Source organism: Prevotella rectalis (assembly GCF_900607215.1).
Lineage (GTDB): Bacteria > Bacteroidota > Bacteroidia > Bacteroidales > Bacteroidaceae > Prevotella > Prevotella brunnea.
Genome location: NZ_LR027829.1, coordinates 1 through 1,981 on the forward strand (window position 1 = coordinate 1; position 1,981 = coordinate 1,981).

General features: G+C 42.8%; 4 protein-coding genes. All 4 read right to left on the reverse strand.

The genetic code is table 11. The features are described from left to right. Positions 1-276: 276 nt before the first annotated feature. The gene (locus E0E16_RS13260) at positions 277-588 is read right to left on the reverse strand and encodes a helix-turn-helix domain-containing protein (protein ID WP_130830678.1); all 312 of its coding nucleotides are present in this window, start codon (positions 586-588) and stop codon (positions 277-279) included. Positions 589-595: 7 nt separating this feature from the next. After that, complete coding sequence (locus E0E16_RS13265; RefSeq protein WP_025064883.1) at positions 596-865, reverse strand: helix-turn-helix domain-containing protein; 270 nt, start codon at positions 863-865, stop codon at positions 596-598. A 433-nt stretch (positions 866-1,298) separates the two neighbouring features. Continuing rightward, the gene (locus E0E16_RS13755) at positions 1,299-1,589 is read right to left on the reverse strand and encodes a hypothetical protein (protein ID WP_028901183.1); all 291 of its coding nucleotides are present in this window, start codon (positions 1,587-1,589) and stop codon (positions 1,299-1,301) included. A gap of 24 nt (positions 1,590-1,613) precedes the next feature. Further along, positions 1,614-1,981, reverse strand: a 368-nt coding sequence (locus E0E16_RS13270) for a DUF1896 family protein (protein ID WP_130830679.1), incomplete at its 5' end; no start/stop codon positions are given.

Consider the following 1,981-nt stretch of genomic DNA (forward strand, 5'->3'; position numbering starts at 1 on the left):
CAATTTGTGGTACAAAGACACACCTTGCCAGTATAAAGAAAGAGATAGTTTGTTATGTTCCATAAAGCAACCTTTCTGGGGTGCTTTTGATAGACGAGAGTTCAAAGTTCAAAAAGTAAGTCAAGAGATAAGTTTTGACTAATTTCTTGACTTACTGACTTTATGAGCTGACATATTTTTGACTAAAGTTAATTTTGACTTAGGTCGAAACTAATTTTTTGACCAAAGTCATAACTGACCATTTTACTTAAGTCGCGACTGATTTCTTAACTTAACTCATAACTTACCTGTTTGCGGTATTGGATTATAATACTTTTCAAGCATTGTTTGTATGTCGCTCTGTTTGTAAAGTATCTTCCCTCCGATTTTGTAGAATGGAAGTATTCTTGCATTTTTATACTCTTGGAGCGTGCGTGTGCTGAGCCGTAAGTGGCTGCACACTTCCTCGCTCGAAAGGTAAACCTCGCCATCTAACATCGGACGAGCTGTGGCACAACACCGCTCCAACTTCTTCAAAGTACCTTCCATCAGTTGTGAAAATAACTGCATCTGAGGGTCTTCCTGCGTAATGATTTCATTCTCTGCCATAATTCATTCATTTTTTGACTTCATTCAGCATTTCGCTGATGTCGGTCTGTTTGTAATAACACTTGTGCCCAATCATGGAGAAAGGGATTTTTCCCGTATCTCGGTATGATTGCAGGGTACGCTTGCTTATGCCCAAACGCTTGCACACGGCTTCGTTGTCGAGCCATTGCTCGTTCTTAGGAGGATTACCAATGAGTTTTTCCACACGGTGGATAAAGTCTGCAAATTCGGAGCGATGCCGCTCCCACGCTTTGCGGTCGATGATAATGAGTTTCATTGCTTTGATATTGTTTTGATTACTATATTGTTACTCGGCAATGGAGCTGTTATGCTGCCCGTTGCCGTACTTATCGGGTGCAAAAGTAAGTGGTCAAGAGCATCGCTACAAGGGATGAGGAAAAGCAGGGAAATGTCAGGAAGATAAGAGAAAAGACCACGAGAAAATCCCTCAGCGTTATTGCGGTAATGAGATGAGGTGCCGGTTCTTTCCTTTTATTGCATATTTGTTGGTCTATCAACAGTTCGATAGTTCGACAAATCGAGATGTCGAACTATCAATAGTTTGTTTTGACGATAGTTTGTTTTGACGATAGTTTTGTTTTGACGATAGTTTGTTATGACGATAGTTTGTCTTGACAATAGATAGTCTTGACAATAAATTGTTATGACAACAAATTGTACAGACAATAAGTTGTATAAAAAATGGCTTGTCATATAATAAGATTGTCAAGACAATCGTTAGTTCTAACTATTGTTTCTATCATTCGCTTTTGCGTCCAAAGAGCCTGAGTATGCCGTATTCTTGTAGTGCCTATACTCTCTACGGCAGCCCTGCCCTGCAAGGTTGGGAGAGATGAATACGACCGCACGGATATTGAGGATTGTAGTACCGCCTTGAAAAAGAAAAATCCTGCGGTGGAGATTCTACTCTCCATCCGCAGGACTTGACCTTTCAGGGCAGACAGGCTGCCGTTGTACCTTTGCACGATAAGAAACGGCATCAGGAACTTTGCGTGCGCCTTTGCCTACAACGCCTTCGGGCTTGCTTCCTCCGTCTGTTTGACCGTTGGCAGGTTGTTGCTCTCGATGAGCAGTACTATCGTGCCTGTCAGTTCGGTGTAAAGACGGTCGTATTGTTCGCTTGCGGCAAATTCGTCCGTCAGTTCGTACCCAGCGAATGTGGCTTGAACAGCCTTGTTCGCCAACAATAAAAACGAAAGCCTCTCGGGGAGCGGTGCAGGGAGTTTCCTCTCAAACTCGTCCTCCAAGACAGAAACAAGGGTATCGTACTTTGAGAAATGCAGTCCACTGAAAAGCACTTCACTTGCTATTCTTTCTGCTTCTAAATGATTAAAACCTTGCGCCACGGCATCGCAGTAGGCGGTCAGTGCTA

Coding starts and splice junctions, on each gene's coding strand:
- E0E16_RS13260 (WP_130830678.1), bottom strand. CDS start 588: ATGGCAGAGAATGAAATCATTACGCAGGAAGACCCTCAGATGCAGTTA.
- E0E16_RS13265 (WP_025064883.1), bottom strand. CDS start 865: ATGAAACTCATTATCATCGACCGCAAAGCGTGGGAGCGGCATCGCTCC.
- E0E16_RS13755 (WP_028901183.1), bottom strand. CDS start 1,589: ATGCCGTTTCTTATCGTGCAAAGGTACAACGGCAGCCTGTCTGCCCTG.